Source organism: Xanthomonas sp. 3075 (genome assembly GCF_014197275.1).
Lineage (GTDB): Bacteria > Pseudomonadota > Gammaproteobacteria > Xanthomonadales > Xanthomonadaceae > Xanthomonas > Xanthomonas campestris_B.
Map to the genome: position 1 here is coordinate 12,359 of NZ_JACIFI010000032.1, position 17,540 is coordinate 29,898.

The following is a 17,540-nucleotide window of genomic DNA, read 5'->3' on the forward strand; positions in this document are numbered from 1 at the left end:
CCGTTGCGAAGTGCCCTGGTGCACTTCGGGGTGGCTAGCGCGGCAGCGGATGTGCTCGGTAGGGTGGCGTGGACGCGTGGCGGTTGCTGTCTGTGCAAGGACGCGTCGTTGCCCAATCGCGCCGTGCGCCGACTCCCCTGCGAGCGCACGGTCCGTTTCCTCCCAGGAGATCCCCATGAAAAAGATTGTTTCCCGCGCCTTGTTGCTGATCATGCTGGTCGCACCGATGGCGGCGTTCGCGCAGACCGCCGTCACTGAAAATACCAATCACCAGAAATTGTTGCTCGGTTCCAATTGGTACGAAACCGCCAACAAGCGCCTGGTCTACGACTTCTGGCGCATCGTGTTCGAAGCGGGGCAGGTGCAGTACGCGCCGATGTACATGGACAAGAACTACATCCAGCACAACCCGAATGTCGCCAACGGGCGCGATGCGTTCATTGCGTTCCTGACCGCCTTCGTCAAGCCGACCCCGGTGCAGCCGCGCGTGCAGTTGCCGTTGGTCGCCATCACCGCCGATGGCGATCTGGTCACGCTGGTGTCGGTGCGCACGCTGCCGGACCCGCGTAACCCCGGCAAGACCTATACCACCACCTGGTTCGACATGTTCCGTATCGAAAAGGGTCTGATCAAGGAACATTGGGACCCGGACACCATTGCCGGTCGCGCAAACACCGGCGGTCAGTAATTGCTGCGACATTGCAGGGGTGCAGCATGCAGTCCTGCAGTGCGTAACTCACGCGAGTTGCCAACCTAACGTTGCGCCCACCGGATGGTGGGCGCAGTCGTTTCGGTGGCAGCGTTTAGCTGATGCGGAAGCCCATCGTGGCTTCCACTGCCTGCTGCCAACCGGCATACAGTTGTTCGCGCTTGTCTTCGGCCATCAACGGTTCGAAGCGCCGGTCCACTGCCCACTGTTTGGCGATCTCTTCGCGGCTGCTCCAGAAGCCGGTCGCAAGACCCGCCAGATAGGCCGCGCCGAGCGCGGTGGTTTCGGCCACTTCCGGGCGCAGCACCGGTACGTTGAGAATGTCGCTCTGGAATTGCGCCATGAAGTCGTTGGCGATCGCACCACCATCGGCACGCAGTTCCTTCAACTCGATGCCCGAATCGCTCTGCATCGCGGTGAGCACATCGCGGGTCTGATACGCCATCGATTCGACCGCCGCCCGCACGAAGTGCTCTTTCGTGGTGCCGCGGGTCAGCCCGAACACCGCGCCACGGATATCGCTGCGCCAGTAGGGCGCGCCCAGGCCGACGAAGGCCGGCACCAGATACACACCGTCGTTGTCGCCGGCGCGTTCGGCATACGCCTGCGAGTCGCTGGCCTTGCCCAGCATGCGCAGGCCGTCGCGCAGCCATTGCACCACCGAGCCGGCAACGAAGATCGAGCCTTCCAGCGCATATTCGACCTTGCCGTCGATGCCCCAGGCAATGGTGGTCAATAACCCGGCCTTGGAGGCGACTGCCTTGTCGCCGGTGTTCATCAATGCAAAGCAACCGGTGCCATAGGTGTTCTTTGCCATGCCCGGTTCGAAGCAGGCCTGGCCGAACAACGCAGCCTGCTGGTCGCCGGCGATGCCCGCGATGGGCACCTGTTCGCCGTAGAAATACTGGGTCTGGGTCATGCCGTAGATTTCGCTGGACGAGCGCACCTCCGGCAGCATTGCCGCCGGCACGTCGAGCATCGCCAGCAGCTCGGCGTCCCACTCCAGCGTGTGGATGTTGTACATCAGCGTGCGCGAGGCATTGGTGTAGTCGGTGACGTGCACCTTGCCGCCGGTGAGATTCCAGATCAGCCAGCTGTCGATGGTGCCGAAAGCCAGTTCGCCATTGCGTGCGCGCTCGCGCGCGCCTTCCACGTGATCGAGGATCCACTTGACCTTGGTGCCGGAAAAATAAGCATCGATCAGCAGCCCGGTCTTGTCGCGCACCATCTGCTCATGGCCGGCTTCCTTGAGCTGGGTGCAGATGTCCTTGGTCTGCCGTGATTGCCATACGATGGCGTTGTAGATCGGCTGGCCGGTGGCCTTGTCCCACACCACCGCGGTTTCGCGCTGGTTGGTGATGCCGATACCGGCGATCGCGCGCGCATCGATCTGCGCGTTGTTGAGCAGCTCGGTAATGGTGGTGTAGACGCTGGTCATGATCTCGCGCGGGTTGTGTTCCACCCAGCCCGGCTGCGGGAAGATCTGCCCGAACTCGCGCTGCGCCACGCCGGCTACCTTGCCCTGGCGATCGAACAACATCGCGCGCGAGCTGGTGGTGCCCTGATCGATCGCAAGGACGTATTGCTTTTCCATCGAAGATTCCTCAAACAATGCCGGCATTGGTGCGCGGCGAGAGTGGTCGGTGCAGCCTGGGAGCGATGCGCGGGCGGCCGTTGATCGCTCGCCCGCGCATCGTCGTGCTGGTCGATTCAATGCACGGCGATTAGCGCGGATCCAGCGGCGCGGTGTCGCCCTGCAGATGGCGCACGCGGGCCGGCAGGAACGGCAGGATCAGCCACTGATACGCCAGTGCGCCGATCGGCCCGCCGATCAAGGGGCCAACGATCGGGATCCACCAGTAATTGTCCTTGGCCGGCAAGGCCGCCTCGCCCCAGCCGGCAAGGTAGGCGAACAGGCGCGGGCCGAAATCGCGCGCCGGATTCATCGCCCACGCTTCCAGGTAACCCATCGACGCGCCCAGCGTTGCCACCAGCAGGCCGATCATCAACGCGCCGGAATTGGCTCCCGGCGCGGCTTCGTTGAAGCGCTCGGTGATGGCGAAGATGCCGAAGATCAGGAACGCGGTGATGATGATCTGGTCGACCAGCGCATGCATCGGCGTGACCGCAAGACCCGGTGCGGTGAAGAACACACCGGCCGCGCCGCCGGCTTCGCGGGTGAGCTGTTGCACCTGGTTGAAGTGGTCGATCACCGGTCCATACAACTGATAGACGATGGCCGCGCCCAGGAAGGCACCGGCGACCTGGGCAATCCAGTACGGCACCACCTTTTTCCAGGAAAAATCGCGGAACAGCGCCAGCGCCAGCGTGACCGCCGGATTGGCATGCGTGCCCGACACCGAGCCGGTGACATAGATCGCCAGCGTCACCGCCAGGCCCCAGGCGATACACACGCCCCAATACGCGTTCTGATACGGGCTGGGGTCGTAGAGGATGTACATCGCCGCGACCGAATCGCCAAGCGCGATGATGATGAACATCGCGATCGCTTCGGAAATCAACTCACCCACGAGTTGACGGTTCATGCGCGCATGCTCGCGGGCAGGTCATGGCAACCAACAGGGAGCTGCGACACGCGCGTTGGCGCGCAGGGGGAGTGGGTGTTGCTCATCGGGGGTGCCCTCCACAGGGTGATGCAGGCAATGCGCCAGGATACGTTGCCGACGACCCGTCCTCGCCGGCAACGCGGTGTGTTCAAACGGTCGCGACGTCGGCTGGTTGGAGCGCGGGCGTCTGCAGATACGCGTCCAGCCGCTGGCGTCCGTCCGCATCGAGCCGCAACCCGAGTTTGCTGCGACGCCACAGGATATCGTCGGCGGTCTGCGCCCATTCGTGTTGACGCAGGTAGTCCACCTCGGCCTGGTACAGGTCTGCACCAAAGTGCACGCCCAGGCCGGCCACCTCCTGTGCATCGCCCAACAGCTGTTCTGCACAGGTGCCGTAATTGCGCACCAGCCGCTGCGCGGTGGCGGCTGGCAGCCAGGGATACGCATTGCTTACACGCTCCAGCAGGCTGGCAATATCGCGCTGTTCGCCGCCGGGCAATGCAGCGCCGCGCGCCGTCCATGCCGGCTTGCGCGCGCCCAGGGCGTGGGTGAGGCGATCGACCGCCTCTTCGGCCAGCTTGCGGTAGGTGGTCAACTTGCCGCCGAACACATTGAGCAACGGCGCGCCGTCGTTGACGACTTCCAGGTGATAGTCGCGCGTCACTTCGGCGGCATTGTCTTCGGCATCGTCCAGCAGCGGGCGCACGCCGCTGTAGTTCCACACCACGTCCGTGGGGCTGATCTGCTGCTGGAAATACAGGTTCACCGCATCGCACAGATACTGCACCTCGGCCGCATCGATCTTGGGTGTGGCGGGGTCGGCCTCGTAATCGACGTCGGTGGTACCGATCAAGGTGAAGTCATGCTCGTACGGGATGGCGAACACGATGCGCCGATCCGGTTGCTGGAAGATGTAGGCGTGATCGTGATCGAACAGCTTGGGCACCACGATGTGGCTGCCCTTGACCAAACGCAGCGCGTGCTGATGCGGCACTGCGGCCACCTTGTCCAGGAACGACACCGCCCACGGCCCGGCAGCATTGGCCAGCGCGCGCGCCTGCACGGTGCGGCGGCGGCCATCGCGGTCTTCGAGTTCGGCGTACCAGAACCCGGCATCGCGCCAGGCGCCCACGCAGCGTGTGCGGGTGTGGATCTTGGCGCCACGCTTGGCAGCATCCATCGCATTGAGCACCACCAGGCGCGCGTCCTGCACCCAGGCATCGGAGTACACAAAGCCGGTGCGCAGCGATTCCTGCAACGGCTGCCCGACCGGGTGGGTGCGTAGAGACAGGCGCCGCGAGCGCGGCAGGCTGCGCTTGCTGCCGCCAAGATGGTCGTACAGGAACAGCCCGGCGCGAATCATCCAGGCCGGACGCAGGTGCGGCTGATGCGGCAACAGAAAGCGCAGCGGCCAGATGATGTGCGGGGCCAGGCGCAGCAGCACTTCGCGCTCGGCCAGCGCCTTGCCGACCAGCGCGAACTCGTACTGCTCCAGGTAGCGCAGCCCACCATGGATCAGCTTGGTGCTGGCGCTGCTGGTATGCGCGGCCAGATCGTCCTGCTCGCACAGGCACACCGACAGGCCACGTCCGGCTGCATCGCGGGCAATGCCGACCCCGTTGATGCCGCCGCCTACCACCAGAAGATCGTACGTTTCACCCATCGGTGCCTCCGTCCAGGTGCGCTGTGAGCGAACCTAAGTTGTCATGTTCGAACATATTCGAACATCCAACCTTTTCGGGACGTGAAGAAGCGGCCGCCTGAAATCGTTGACGAAATTGACCGTGGAGGCAATCGATTGACAAGGTTCGATTCAAATTATGAATCGGGCACCATGCCGTTTCACGCGCCTACGCATCGAAAACGTACTTAAACGAACAAATTCAGCCGCCGTCAGCGTCGGCCAGGTGCACCCGGGTGCCGGCGTCGGCCAGCACGCTGGCCAGTTCCTGCGGTGGCGGGCGATCGGTGAACCAGTCGTGCACCTGTGCGATGGCGCCCAGCCTCACCATGGCATTGCGGCCGAACTTGCTGTGGTCGGCAGCCAGCACCACCTGGCGCGAGTGCTCGATGATGGCCTGGGCCACCCGCACTTCCTGGTAATCGAAATCCAGCAAGGTGCCGTCCAGATCGATCCCGGAAATGCCGATCACCCCGAAGTCCACCTTGAACTGACGGATCAGTTCCACCGTGGCCTCGCCGGTCACGCCCTGGTCGCGTCCGCGCACCACGCCGCCGGCCACGATCACCTCGAAACTCGGGTTGGCGCTGAGCATCACCGCCACATTGAGGTTGTTGGTGATCACGCGCAGGCCGCGATGCTGCAGTAATGCCCGCGCGACTTCTTCGTTGGTGGTGCCGAGGTTGATGAACAGCGAGGCATCGTCGGGAATGAAGCGCGCGACGTGCGTGGCGATGTGCTGCTTTTCGCGTGCCTGCAGCGCCTTGCGCGCGGTGTAGGCCAGGTTCTCCACGCTGGAGGGCATGCTGACGCCACCGTGGTAGCGGCGCAGCACGCCGGCATCGCACAGCAAGGTCAGATCGCGCCGAATGGTTTGCGGGGTGACCTCAAAGCGCGTGGCCAGCCCTTCGACATCGGCAAAGCCCTGCTGCCGCACCAGCGCCACCAATTGCTCCTGGCGCGGGTTCAATGCCGGCGCCGGGACAGTCCTGTAGTGAGTTGACTCCATGCGCTGATGATCGCGCATGCGCGTGAGGATGCAAGCACAGCGGTTGCCGGCGATGATCGGTCGCGTGGACGCACCGGTTTGACGCGGCCGCTCATCGCGTGGCGACTTCAGCAGCACCGCGCCGGCCCGACAGCAAGCGCGGTGAGCAGGACGCGGCCGCTCAGCCCAGCTCGCCGCGGTAGCCGGTGTCGATGCTGATGCTGCCGCCCACCGCGCGCGACACGCACGCGCACAGTTTGCGATTCTCGCGGCGTTGTTCGTCGCTGAAGAACACATCGCGGTGATCGATATCGGCGGCGCTGTCGAGCACCTCCACCGCACACAGGCCGCATTCGCCACGACGGCATTCGGCAATCAGTTCGACCCCCGCATCGGCCAGCGCATCGAGCATCGATTCGTTTTCGGCCACCGGCACTTCCAGGCCGAGCCCGGGCAGCTTGACCACGAACGCCTGCGCCGGCACCCGGCCGCTATTGCCGAAGGTTTCAAAGTGCAGCCGCGCGCGCGGGCGGCCGGCTGCATGCCAGTGCTGGCGCACCGCCTCCAGCATGCCCAGCGGGCCGCACACATAGACCTCGGCATTGGGCGAGAGCCGCGTCAGCTCGGCGGCAAGATCGGGTGGGCCGTCGGTGTCGTCGCAATGCAGCTGCAGGCGCGCGCCGAGCAGCGCTTCCAACTGGTCGGCGTAGGCCATCGCGCTGCGCGAGCGCCCGACATACAGCAGGCGAAACGCCTGGTGCCGCTGCGCAAGCCGCTGCGCCATGCCCAGGATCGGCGTGATGCCGATACCGCCGGCGATCAACAGGATTTCTTCGCCGCTCTCGTCCAGCGCAAAGTTGTTGCTGGGAGGCGACATGTCCACCACATCGCCCGGTTGCAGCGTCCACATATGCAGCGAGCCGCCACGGCTGTCCGGCATTTGCCGCACCGCGATCTGGTAATAACCGTCCGCACGCGGCTCGCCCACCAGCGAGTAAGAGCGCACATCGCTGCGGCCGTTCAACTGCAGGCGAAAATCCAGGTGGCTGCCCACCTCGAAGGAACGCGCTGCAGTGCCTGGGTCGAGCACGATTTCGCGCACGCCCTCGCAGGCGTCGGCAATGCTGACGACATGGGCGCGATGCCACTGGGTGTCTTTACGCATGGGGAACTCCAGGCAGAAGAGCGTGCCGGGCGGTGCCGGCGGTGGATGCATGGGCGCGGCCGAGCAGGGCGCCACCGCGCACCTTGGCAATGGCCGTGGGGGTTTGCAGGATGTGGCGCAGATTGCGGTGGGCCAGACGGGCGTGCTCGCGCATCAGCGCTTCGGCGCGGCTACCCTGGCGCTGTGCGATGGCGGCAATCACTTCACGATGCTGGTCCTGGGCCACGGTCAGGATCACCTGCGCATCGGCAGCACTGGTCTGGGCCATGACCAGGCTGTTGGGCGAGGCGAATGGCAGCTGCAGCACGCGGGTGAGCTCGCGGCCGAGCACATCGCTGCCGGCCATCGCCACCAACAAGGCATGGAACAGCGCGTTGGCCTGGACATAGGCGGCGAAGTCGATGGCATCCTGCGGCGCGCCGACGATGCCATCGAGCGTCTCCAGCAGCTGATGCGCCTGGGCCAGCTGCGCGGCGCTCGCCCCGCGCTCGGCGGCCATGCGCGCAGCCAGGCCTTCGAGCGTGCCGCGCAGTTCGATGGCGTCGTGCACGTCGTGCTCGCTGAAGGCCTGCACCGCGTAGCCGCCGCCCGGCAAGGCGCTGGCCAGGCCTTCTTCGCACAGGCGCTGCAATGCGGCCCGTACCGGCGTGCGCGACATGCCCAGCCGCTGCACGACCGCCACTTCGGACAATCGCGCGCCGGCGGGCAGGGTGCCGTCGAGGATCAGCTCGCGCAGCGAGAGCAGCGCGCGCGTGGTCTGCGCCGCGCTGCTGTGGAACGGTGTGGTCGGTGGCATCGGGGTCTCCTGCGCGCTGCGCTCAACCCACCATGCGCAGCGACAGATCCTGCGCGCGCTGTTCGTGCGCGATCAGGCGATCGATCACCCGCCGCGCCCACATGCCGCCGGCGTCGACGTTGAGGTTGTAGAAGGTGTGATCCGGATGCGCGTCGATGGCACGTTGCTGCGCTTCCAGGACCGCCTCGTCCTCGCCGAACACACCGGTGACGCCGGCGCGCGTGAGCGTGGTCAACGACTGATCGTGCAGCGCGTAGTTGCGCATGAACGCCCAGAAATAATGGCAGGTGGTATCGGTCTCCGGCGTAATCGTGTTGAGCACGTAACCGTTGACGCCCTGGCTGCGGTCGCCCTCCGGTGCGCCGGTGCCGGCGATGGCCACACCGACGTCGATGGCGATGGTGCCGGGCGCTTCGAAGCGGATGATCTGCCAGCGGTCGACCTTGCCGTGGTAATCCAGATGCCGCGCGATCTGGCCGGCCCAGAACGGCGGCGCGTCGATATTGCGCATCCAGCGCGACACCACCACCGAGCGGTCGCCATGCACCACATCGAACGGCGCCTCGGCGATTTCGTCCTGGCCGATGCTCGAACCATGCACGAAGGTCTCGTGGGTCAGGTCCATCAGGTTGTCCAGCACCAGCCGGTAGTCGCACTTGGCGTAGATGGTGCGGCCATCGCCGGCCCAGGCCGGGTCGTGCGCCCAATGCAGGTCGGGGATCAACGCGGTGTCGGCCTTGGCCGGATCGCCCGGCCAGAGCCACACAAAGCGGTGCTTCTCGGCCACCGGAAAACTGCGCACGCATGCCGAGGGATTGATGGTTTCCTGCGAGGGCATGTGCACGCAGCGGCCCTGGGTGTTGTAGACCAGGCCGTGATAGCCGCACACCACATCGTCGCCGCGCAGCTTGCCCATCGACAGCGGCACCAGCCGGTGCCAGCAGGCGTCTTCCAGTGCGACCACCGCGCCGGCCGTGGTGCGGTAGACCACCACTTCGAGGTTGCAGACCTTGCGCGGCGTCAGGGCGTGCTTGACTTCGTGGTCCCAGGCGACGGCATACCACGCGTTGAGGGGAAACAGCGGCTTGGACTGGGACATGACCGTGACTCCTGGGGTTTGGTATACAACCTGGGGTGCGAATCGACGCACTGCGCCGGCTTGCAGCCAGTTGACGGGCATGCCAGCGCTGGCGTCTGCTTGCGAGCGAAGTTATGTATACACCGGAGACAATGTTGACGCATGACTGTGCGGCGAAAGTTGTGCGATTATCGAATTCAATTTCCGATAATCGTATTGACCAGGCTGTTCAGCCGGCCCTACCGTGGCTGCACGTTCGCAGTGGTGTCTTGCTCATGGCCGAAATCGTTTCCTTGTCAGATGCGGTGTCCCACCTGATCGCCGACGGTGATTGCGTGGCGATGGAAGGCTTCACCCATCTGATCCCGCATGCGGCCGGTCACGAGGTGATCCGCCAACGCAAGCGCGACCTGCGCCTGGTGCGCATGACCCCGGACCTGATCTACGACCAACTGATCGGTGCCGGTTGCGCGGCGGCGTTGCGGTTTTCGTGGGGCGGCAACCCGGGGGTCGGCTCGCTGCACCGGCTGCGCGATGCGGTGGAACACGCCTGGCCGCAGCCGTTGCAGATCCGCGAACACAGCCACGCCGACATGGCCAACGCGTACGTGGCCGGCGCCTCCGGGCTGCCGTTTGCGGTGTTGCGTGGTTATGTCGGCTCGGACCTGCCGCGCGTCAACGACAGCATCAAGTTCCTGCAATGCCCCTACACCGGCGAGACGCTGGCCACCACGCCGGCGGTGAACCCCGATGTCACCGTGATCCACGCACAACAGGCCGACCGCCGCGGCAACGTATTGCTGTGGGGCATTCTTGGCGTACAGAAAGAGGCGGCACTGGCCGCGCGCAAGGTGATCGTGACGGTGGAAGAGATCGTCGACACGCTCGATGCCCCACCCAATGCCTGCATCCTGCCGCGTTGGGTGGTCGATGCGGTGTGCCATGTGCCTGGCGGTGCCGCGCCGTCGTATGCGCACGGCTACTACACCCGCGACAACCGGTTTTATCTGGCCTGGGACGCGATCGCACGCGACCGCGCGCGGTTCCAGGCATGGATCCAGACGCATATTCTGGACACCGACGACTTCGCCGCATTCGTGCGCGTCTATGCGCAATCGCAGCAGCAGGTAGCCGCATGAGCACGTATAGCACCAACGAAATGATGACCGTGGCCGCCGCGCGCCGCCTGCCCGATGAAGCGGTGTGTTTCGTCGGCATCGGCCTGCCGTCCACCGCGGCCAATCTGGCCCGGCTCACGCATGCGCCGGATGCCACCCTGATCTACGAATCCGGCCCGATCGGCGCACGCCCGGACGTGCTGCCGCTATCGATCGGCGACGGCGAGCTGGCCGAGACTGCCGACACCGTGGTCTCCACGCCGGAGATCTTTCGCTATTGGTTGCAAGGCGGCCGGGTGGATGTGGGCTTTCTGGGCGCGGCGCAGATCGATCGCCACGCCAACCTCAACACCACCGTGATCGGCGACTACGCAGCGCCGAAGACACGGTTGCCCGGCGCCGGTGGCGCGCCGGAAATCGCCGCCAGCGCCAAGCAGGTGTTCATCATCATGCGGCAGTCCAGGCGCAGCTTCGTGCCGGTGCTGGACTTCATCACCACGGTCGGGCATCTGGGCGGTGGCGATGCGCGCGCGCGTGCCGGCCTGCCCGGCGCCGGCCCCACCGTGGTGGTCACCGACCTGTGCGTGATGGAGCCCGATGCGGTCACCCGCGAACTCACCGTCACTTCGCTGCACCCGGGCATCAGCCGCGAGCAGGTGAGTGCGGCAACCGGCTGGCCGATCCGCTTTGCCGACGAGCTTGCGCAAACCGCACCGCCCAGCACCACCGAACTGCAGGCATTGCGCGCGCTGCAGGCACGCACCGACGCCGCGCATGGCACCCAAGCGGCGGGAGCGGAGGCATGAGCGAGGTGTATCTGATCGACGGCATCCGCACACCGATCGGTCGGTATGGCGGTGCGCTGTCCAACGTGCGTGCCGACGACCTGGGCGCGGTGCCGATTGCCGCGTTGCTGGCCCGTCATCCGCAGCTGGACCCGGCCGCCATCGACGATGTGTATCTGGGCTGCGCCAACCAGGCCGGCGAAGACAACCGCAATGTCGCGCGTATGAGCCTGTTGCTGGCGGGCCTGCCGAGTTCGGTGCCGGGCAGCACGCTCAATCGCCTGTGCGGTTCCGGGCTGGATGCGATCGGCACGGTGGCGCGCGGCATCCGCGCCGAGGAACTGGGGCTAGCGATTGCCGGCGGTGTCGAATCGATGTCGCGCGCGCCGTGGGTGATGGGCAAGGCCGAGAGCGCCTTCGCACGCACCCAGCAGCTGGAAGACACCACCATGGGCTGGCGCTTCATCAATCCACGTCTGCAGGAGGCCTATGGCACCGAGTTGATGGGCGAAACCGCCGAAAACGTCGCGCAGCGCCATGCCATCGCGCGCGAGGATCAGGACGCCTTCGCACTGCGCAGCCAGCAGCGCGTGGCCGCCGCCCAGGCCGCCGGGTTCTTCGATGCGGAAATCACTTCGGTGCCGGTGGCTGCACGCAAGGGCGGCGATGCCGTCACCGTCGAATACGACGAAGCCCCGCGCCCGAACACCACCGCCGAGATGCTGGCCAAACTCAAGCCGGTCTTCCGCCAGCCCGGCAGCGTGACTGCTGGTAACGCGTCCGGTATCAACGATGGTGCCGCCGCGTTGTTGCTGGCCTCCGCGCAGGCCGTGCAGACGCATCGGCTGACCCCGCGCGCACGCGTACTGGGGTTTGCGTCGGCAGGTGTCGAGCCGGCCTACATGGGCATGGGCCCGGTACCGGCCACCCAGCGTCTGTTGGCACGTCTGAACCTGCGCATCGAACAGTTCGATGCGATCGAGCTCAACGAAGCCTTCGCCGCGCAGGCGTTGGCGTGCGCGCGCGCATTCGGGTTGCCCGACGATGCACAGCACGTCAATGCCAACGGCGGTGCCATTGCGCTCGGTCATCCGCTGGGCATGAGCGGCGCGCGGCTGGCGCTCACCTTGCTGCGTCAGCTGGAAGCCAGCAACGGCCGGCTCGGGCTGGCCAGCATGTGCGTCGGGGTGGGGCAGGGCGTGGCACTGGCGATCGAGCGCCTGTAAGCCTGCCCGCTGCAACCACTGCGCCGCCAACGCACACCTACATCGCTTGACCATGCCGCAGTGCGGCGCAGGGAGATCTCACGATGCGCGATGCCCCCGTTGATCCGTCACTTGCAGACCCGCTGCTCGGCTATCGCCGTACCCGGCCCGGCACGCAGCCAGCCTATCTGCATCCGGCCTACGCCTCCACCGCTTTGCGCGGCCCCACGCGCGCGCCCATCGACATCCCGGCCACGCTGTCGGAAGTCACCGGCCCGCGCCTGGATCGGCTCACCCTGGGCGAGCATGCTGCCGACCTCACTGCCGGCTTCAGTGGCGAACCATTGGGCGAGCGCATCATCGTCTCCGGCCGCGTGCTCGACGAAAACGGCAAGCCGGTGCGCAACAGCGTGGTGGAAGTGTGGCAATGCAATGCCGCCGGCCGTTACCAGCACGAAGGCGATCGCCACGACGCACCGCTGGACCCCAACTTCCGCGGCACCGGCCAGGTGCTCACCGATGCGCATGGCCGCTACGTCTTCAAGACCATCAAGCCGGGCGCGTATCCGTGGCGCAATCACTACAACGCCTGGCGGCCGGCGCATATCCATTTTTCGCTGCATGGCGATGGCATCGGGCAACGCTTGATCACCCAGATGTATTTCCCGGGCGACCCGCTGCTGGCGCACGACCCCATCTACAACTGCGTCGACGACGCGCTGGCGCGCGAGCGCATGGTCTCCAGTTTCGATTGGGAAAATGCCATCAGCGAATACGCGCTGGCCTACCGCTTCGACATCGTGCTGCGCGGTCGCAAGCAAACGGTCTGGGAGTGAATCGATGAGCCTGCACGCAACCCCCTCGCAAACGGTCGGCCCGTATTACCGGCTCGGGCTGGAACCGCTGTATCGCGACCGACTCGCGCCAGCGCAGGCCGCCGGCACGCACGTGCAGATCAGCGGCTGCGTCTTCGATGGTGCCGGCGTCCCGGTGGCCGACGCGGTGCTGGAACTATGGCAAGCCGATGCCGCCGGTATCTACGCGCATGCCGCCGATGCCCGTCACCAGGCGCACGACGCCGGTTTCGATGGCTGGGGGCGGGTGCCGACCGATGCGCAGGGGCGTTTTTGCTTCAGCACGGTCAAGCCGGGTGCCGTCGCCGGGCCGGAGGGCAGGGCGCAGGCCGCGCATTTAAGCGTGCTGGTGTTCATGCGCGGGCTGTTGCGCGGCGCATCGACGCGCCTGTACTTCGCCGATGACCCGCAGCTGGGCAGCGACCCGATCCTGGCGCTGGTGCCGGCCGAGCGCCGCGCCACCTTGTTGGCCCAGCCGGTGGGCAATGGTGCCTATGCATGGGATATCCACATGCAGGGCGAGATGGAGACCGTGTTCTTCCGCTATTGACCCGCAAATCGTCGCCAGCGCTGCGCGCAGCCGGTGTTGCCATGCGCGCCGTGCGCCTGACCATGCGGCATGCACCGCCAGCCCGCCATGCACAGCAGTCGATCACGATGACAGCCCGCAGCGCACACTGCGGTGCCCAGGGCGCGGATGCACCCGGGCGAGCCTTCCGCCCCCTGCGCCGGCCGCGGCCGCGCTGCGGTGCACCGCGCGCATTGCCCTAACGTCTAGTTGGCACTCCCGTGCTTCGGTACCATGCTGCCGGCACGCCAAGAGATACGATGCATGAGTGCGACGTCGTTGTTGTTGGGATCCTTGTTTGGCGAGCCTGCGTGCGACGCATTGTTTAATGATGCGGCGCGTGTGCAGGCCATGCTGCACTTCGAATCCGCGCTTGCCCGCGCGCAGGCGCAGTGCGGTGTCATTCCTGCCGAGGCTGCCGCAGCGATTGCAGCGGCCTGCCAGGTGCAGCACTACGACATGGCCGCCCTGGCGCAGGCCACCGCGCTCGCCGGTAACCCCGCCATTCCGCTGGTCAAGGCGCTGACCGCGCGCGTCGCCGCGCACGATGCTGCAGCCGCGCGCTGGGTGCATTGGGGCGCCACCAGCCAGGACGTCATCGATACCGGCAGCGTGCTGCAACTGCGCGCCGCCCTCGATCTGCTGTTGCCGCGTCTGCAGCAGTTGTGCGACACCTTGGCTGGGTTGGCCGCACGCGAGCGCGACACCGGTCTGCCCGGGCGCACCTTGTTGCAACAGGCCGTGCCGGTGACCTTCGGGCTCAAGGTGGCCGGCTGGCTGGATGCCTTGCAGCGCGCGCATCGGCGCCTGCACGCGTTGCGGCACGATGCGCTGGTGCTGCAGTTCGGTGGCGCGGCCGGCACCTTGGCGTCCTTGCAGGAGCGCGGCCTGGACGTGGCCCAGGCGTTGGCGACAACCTTGGCACTGCCCCTGCCTGCGTTGCCCTGGCATACCGCGCGCGACCGCATCGTCGAGGTCGGCTGCGCGTTCGGCCTGCTTGCCGGCACGCTGGGCAAGATCGGCGGCGATGTGGTGCTGCTGATGCAATCGGAGGTCGCTGAGGCATTCGAGCCCGCGGCGGCCGGCAAGGGCGGCTCGTCGGCGATGCCGCACAAGCGCAATCCGGTTGCCAGCGTGGCGGCCGTGGCCGCGGCCACCCGCGTGCCCGGGCTGATCGCCACCTTGTTCAGCGCGATGGCGCAGCCGCACGAGCGCGCCGCCGGGCAATGGCATGCCGAATGGGACACCTTGCCGCAGATCGTGTGCCTGACCGCCGGCAGCCTGGCGCAGATGCAGGCCTGCCTGGCCGAGCTGGAACTGGACCGCACGCGCATGCGCCACCATCTGGACAGCCATGGCGGCGTGCTCTACGCCGAGGCGGTGGTGTTCGCGCTGGCCCCGCAGCTGGGCAAACCGCAGGCGCACGCGCTGGTCGAACAGGCGGTGGCACGTGCGCAGGCGCAGCAGCGGCATCTGCGTGAGGTGCTGGCCGAGGATGCCCAGGTGAGCGCGGTACTCACGCACGCGCAACTGCAGGCGGTGTTCGATAGCGACAGCTGGCGCGGCATGTCCTCGGTCTGGATCGATCGCGTACTGGCCGCCTCCTCCTTCCGTTGACGGTGCTTCGATGGCTTATCTGCAATTGCCCACGCATCGCCTGCATTACCGTGTGGATGGCACCGACGGGCGGCCCTGGCTGACCTTCTGCAATTCGCTCGGCACCGACCTGCATATGTGGGACGTGCAGATCGAAGCCTTCGCCCCGCACTACCGCATCCTGCGCTACGACCGCCGCGGCCATGGCTATTCGGACTCGCCGCCCGGCCCGTACAGCGTGGCCGACCTGGGGCAGGACGTGCTGGCACTGTGGGATGCCTTGCAGATCGAGCGTAGCGATTTCTGCGGGCTGTCGATCGGCGGGCTCACCGGGCAGTGGCTGGGGCTGCATGCCGCGCAACGGCTACGTCGGCTGGTGGTGTGCGCCACCGCGAAGAAGATCGGCAGCACCGCTACCTGGGAGACCCGGATCGAGCAGGTGCGCAGCGAAGGCCTGCCGATGCTGATCGATGCCACGCTGCAACGCTGGTTTACGCCGGAATTTGCCATCAGCCACGCGCAGCGCCTGGACATGATTGCCGCCGCCTTCGTCTCCACCTCGCCGGACGGGTATATCGCCTGCTGCCAGGCGGTGGCCGAGGCGGATTTCCGTGGCGCGCTGGATGGGCTGAACCTGCCGCTGCTGGCCCTGGCCGGCGACGACGACCCGGTGTGCCCGCCGTCGAACCTGCGCGAGATCGCCTACGCCGCGCCCGACGGACATTACGCCCAGGTACCGGGCCGCCATATCTGCAATCTGGAATCGCCGGCCGCGTTCAACGACGCGGTGCTGGGATTCCTGCAAGCCGACTGATCTTTCCCGTAGGACGAGGACGCCCCATGCACGAAGACGAACGCTATCAATCCGGCCTGCGCGAACGCCGCCGCGTGCTGGGCGATGCGCATGTGGAGCGCTCGCTGGCCGCGCGCACCGAGCTCACCACCGACTTCCAGGACCTGATCACCCGCTATGCCTGGGGCACCATCTGGACCCGCGACGGCCTGCCTGCGCATACCCGCTCGTTGATCACCTTGTCGATGATGGTCGCGCTGGGCCACGACGAAGAATTCAAGCTGCATGTGCGCGCCGCGCGCAACAACGGCGTCACCCCCGAGCAGATCAAGGAAGTGCTGCTGCAGGCGGCGATCTACTGCGGCGTTCCGGCGGCCAACCACGCCTTTGCGCTGGCCAAACCGATTCTGGAAGAACAGGCTGCCGAGACCTGATCCGGCCCGCATCCTCGCTTTCGCGTCTGCCTGCCCTGCCAGGCAGCGTGCCCAGTCCACCGCGCCCATGACGAGATGCCGCGTGACGTTCCGACCCGCCTGCCTGCTCCTGCTGATGGTGTTCTCGCTGGCCGTCGGCGCGCAACCGCAGTCCGGGCCAGGCACCCAGCTGGCACAGGTGCGCGCCGACGATGGCCAGACACTGGCGGTGTGGTCGCGCGTGTCGGCCCAGCCGCGTGGAACGGTGCTGCTGGTACATGGCCGCACCTGGAGTTCGCTGCCGAACTTCGATCTGCAGGTGCCGGGCGAAGCGGCCGACGCGCGCTCGGTGCTGGCCGCCTTCGCACGGGCCGGGCTCGCTGCCTACGCGGTGGACCTGCGCGGCTACGGCGGCAGTGCGCGCGATCGCAGCGGGTGGAACACGCCCGCCCGCGCAGTGCGCGATGTCGCGCAGGTGCTGGCCTGGGTCGCCCGGCAACATCCGGGCCTGCCGCCGCCCGCCTTGATCGGCTATTCCAACGGTGCGCGGGTGGCGCTGCTGATCGGCCAGCAACAGCCGCAGGCGGTGTCCGCGCTGGTGCTGTATGGCTTCCCCGACGATGTCGACGCGCCGCCCACCGACGCGCCAACCCCGGCCCAGTCCTTGCGCGCGCGCACCACCATCGCGGCGGCAGGCGAAGATTTCATCACTGCCAACGCCGCGCCCGCGGGCGTGCGCGCGGCCTACCAGGCGCAGGCGGTGGCCGCCGACCCGGTGCGCACGGACTGGCGCGCGATGGAGCAGTTCGCGTTCCAGCCCGAACAGGTCACGACGCTGCCGGTGCTGCTGCTGCGGGGCGTCGACGATCCAATCGCCACGCAGGCGGACAACGCGCATCTGTTTGCACGCCTGCACAGCGAAGACCGCAGTTGGGTCACACTGCCGCGCGCCGATCATGTGGCGCATGTGGAGGACACACACGCCGCCTGGGTGGAGACGGTGGTGGGCTTCCTGCGTCGGCCGCGTTGAGCCCTGAGGCGGCCGACGCAAAAAGCTGCAGGAGCTGCAGGAGCACGCGACCAACGCGTTGCTGGCTGCATGCGAAGCAGTGACATGCGGCGATGCGCGGGTCGCAGCTAACGCGTGTGTGCGGGACCCGGCCACGCGCCGCCCGAGGATCTCGGTCGCTTCACTCAGGAGCGAGGCTGTTCCATCAGCTCCAC

17 protein-coding genes are annotated in these 17,540 nt (G+C 66.7%); 10 read left to right on the forward strand and 7 right to left on the reverse strand.

From position 1 onward, the window contains the following. Positions 1-175: 175 nt before the first annotated feature. The gene (locus GGR62_RS19855; protein ID WP_184409551.1) at positions 176-688 is read left to right on the forward strand and encodes a nuclear transport factor 2 family protein; all 513 of its coding nucleotides are present in this window, start codon (positions 176-178) and stop codon (positions 686-688) included. Between the two features lie 115 nt (positions 689-803). Here the strand turns inward: GGR62_RS19855 and glpK are convergent, their stop codons facing one another. The 7 genes from glpK to GGR62_RS19890 form a co-directional block, all read right to left on the reverse strand. Continuing rightward, positions 804-2,303, reverse strand: a complete 1,500-nt coding sequence (gene glpK / locus GGR62_RS19860) for a glycerol kinase GlpK (protein WP_184409552.1) — start codon at positions 2,301-2,303, stop codon at positions 804-806. A 130-nt stretch (positions 2,304-2,433) separates the two neighbouring features. Beyond that, positions 2,434-3,255, reverse strand: coding sequence for an MIP/aquaporin family protein (locus GGR62_RS19865; RefSeq protein ID WP_184409553.1), 822 nt, complete (start codon positions 3,253-3,255; stop codon positions 2,434-2,436). A 169-nt stretch (positions 3,256-3,424) separates the two neighbouring features. Continuing rightward, on the reverse strand, positions 3,425-4,939 hold the full coding sequence (gene glpD, locus GGR62_RS19870; protein WP_184409554.1) for a glycerol-3-phosphate dehydrogenase: 1,515 nt from the start codon (positions 4,937-4,939) through the stop codon (positions 3,425-3,427). Between the two features lie 220 nt (positions 4,940-5,159). Beyond that, positions 5,160-5,984: a DeoR family transcriptional regulator gene (locus GGR62_RS19875; protein ID WP_184409555.1), complete on the reverse strand. Its 825-nt coding sequence runs from the start codon at positions 5,982-5,984 to the stop codon at positions 5,160-5,162. 142 nt (positions 5,985-6,126) lie between these two features. Further along, a complete protein-coding gene (locus GGR62_RS19880) occupies positions 6,127-7,110 on the reverse strand; it encodes a PDR/VanB family oxidoreductase (RefSeq protein WP_184409556.1) in 984 nt (327 codons plus the stop codon). Beyond that, complete coding sequence (locus GGR62_RS19885; RefSeq protein ID WP_184409557.1) at positions 7,103-7,906, reverse strand: GntR family transcriptional regulator; 804 nt, start codon at positions 7,904-7,906, stop codon at positions 7,103-7,105. The genes GGR62_RS19880 and GGR62_RS19885 overlap by 8 nt, the downstream gene beginning before the upstream one ends. Before the next feature lie 22 nt (positions 7,907-7,928). Next, positions 7,929-9,005 (reverse strand): aromatic ring-hydroxylating dioxygenase subunit alpha, encoded by a 1,077-nt coding sequence (locus tag GGR62_RS19890; RefSeq protein ID WP_184409558.1) that lies wholly within the window; start codon positions 9,003-9,005, stop codon positions 7,929-7,931. Positions 9,006-9,259: 254 nt separating this feature from the next. Here GGR62_RS19890 and GGR62_RS19895 point away from each other — a divergent pair, with 254 nt between their 5' ends. The 9 genes from GGR62_RS19895 to GGR62_RS19935 all read left to right on the forward strand — a co-directional run bounded on the left by GGR62_RS19895 (position 9,260) and on the right by GGR62_RS19935 (position 17,346). Continuing rightward, complete coding sequence (locus GGR62_RS19895; RefSeq protein WP_184409559.1) at positions 9,260-10,123, forward strand: CoA transferase subunit A; 864 nt, start codon at positions 9,260-9,262, stop codon at positions 10,121-10,123. Further along, a complete protein-coding gene (locus GGR62_RS19900; protein ID WP_184409560.1) occupies positions 10,120-10,908 on the forward strand; it encodes a CoA-transferase subunit beta in 789 nt (262 codons plus the stop codon). The genes GGR62_RS19895 and GGR62_RS19900 overlap by 4 nt, the downstream gene beginning before the upstream one ends. After that, complete coding sequence (gene pcaF, locus GGR62_RS19905) at positions 10,905-12,113, forward strand: 3-oxoadipyl-CoA thiolase (RefSeq protein ID WP_184409561.1); 1,209 nt, start codon at positions 10,905-10,907, stop codon at positions 12,111-12,113. Before GGR62_RS19900 ends, pcaF begins: the two co-directional genes overlap by 4 nt. A gap of 83 nt (positions 12,114-12,196) precedes the next feature. Continuing rightward, positions 12,197-12,928: a protocatechuate 3,4-dioxygenase subunit beta gene (pcaH, locus tag GGR62_RS19910; RefSeq protein WP_184409562.1), complete on the forward strand. Its 732-nt coding sequence runs from the start codon at positions 12,197-12,199 to the stop codon at positions 12,926-12,928. 4 nt (positions 12,929-12,932) lie between these two features. Beyond that, positions 12,933-13,496, forward strand: a complete 564-nt coding sequence (gene pcaG, locus GGR62_RS19915) for a protocatechuate 3,4-dioxygenase subunit alpha (protein ID WP_184409563.1) — start codon at positions 12,933-12,935, stop codon at positions 13,494-13,496. A 282-nt stretch (positions 13,497-13,778) separates the two neighbouring features. Then, complete coding sequence (locus GGR62_RS19920; protein ID WP_184409564.1) at positions 13,779-15,131, forward strand: 3-carboxy-cis,cis-muconate cycloisomerase; 1,353 nt, start codon at positions 13,779-13,781, stop codon at positions 15,129-15,131. 10 nt (positions 15,132-15,141) lie between these two features. Next, positions 15,142-15,924, forward strand: a complete 783-nt coding sequence (pcaD, locus tag GGR62_RS19925; protein ID WP_184409565.1) for a 3-oxoadipate enol-lactonase — start codon at positions 15,142-15,144, stop codon at positions 15,922-15,924. 26 nt (positions 15,925-15,950) lie between these two features. After that, positions 15,951-16,337 carry a 4-carboxymuconolactone decarboxylase gene (pcaC, locus tag GGR62_RS19930; RefSeq protein ID WP_184409566.1) on the forward strand — a complete coding sequence of 129 codons (387 nt, stop codon included), beginning with the start codon at positions 15,951-15,953 and terminating at the stop codon, positions 16,335-16,337. A 67-nt stretch (positions 16,338-16,404) separates the two neighbouring features. After that, positions 16,405-17,346, forward strand: coding sequence for an alpha/beta fold hydrolase (locus GGR62_RS19935; protein ID WP_184409567.1), 942 nt, complete (start codon positions 16,405-16,407; stop codon positions 17,344-17,346). Positions 17,347-17,540: the final 194 nt, after the last annotated feature.